Source organism: Burkholderia sp. BCC1638 (assembly GCF_902833195.1).
Taxonomy (GTDB): domain Bacteria; phylum Pseudomonadota; class Gammaproteobacteria; order Burkholderiales; family Burkholderiaceae; genus Burkholderia; species Burkholderia diffusa.
Genome location: NZ_CADFEC010000149.1, coordinates 1 through 438 on the forward strand (window position 1 = coordinate 1; position 438 = coordinate 438).

A 438-nucleotide genomic window follows, 5' to 3' on the forward strand; every position below is an offset into this window, starting at 1 on the left:
CGCCCAGCCCGTCGTGCAGATCCTGCGCGAGCGAGAGCCGCTCGTTCAGGCGCGCGTTGGTGACCTGCAGCGCGTGCTCGCGGTCCAGCGTGTCGCGCAGCTCGCGCTTGGCCTCGGCCACCGCGCTGGTCAGCTCGTGGTTGAACTGCTCGATGCGGCGCAGGTTGGTGACGAAGCGCCAGGCCAGCACCAGCGCCATCCCGATCATCTCGAACTGCGCGGCGATCGAGGTGTAGTAGACGTTGTCGCCGAGCACGCCGAGGAAGGTCAGCAGGTCGTGGATGCAGGCCAGCACGAAGATCAGCATGCAGCCCGACAGCGCCAGCCGGTCGGCGCGCGGCCGGCGCAGCGAGAACACGATGAAGGCGCTGCAGCAGCCGATGAAGGTCAGCGCGGGCAGCAGGGCGATGGCCGCGCGCACCGTCTCGATCGAGCCGC

1 pseudogene is annotated in these 438 nt (G+C 69.6%); it reads right to left on the bottom strand.

From position 1 onward, the window contains the following. Window positions 1–438, bottom strand: a pseudogene (locus HWX22_RS31640) (histidine kinase); the annotation flags it as partial.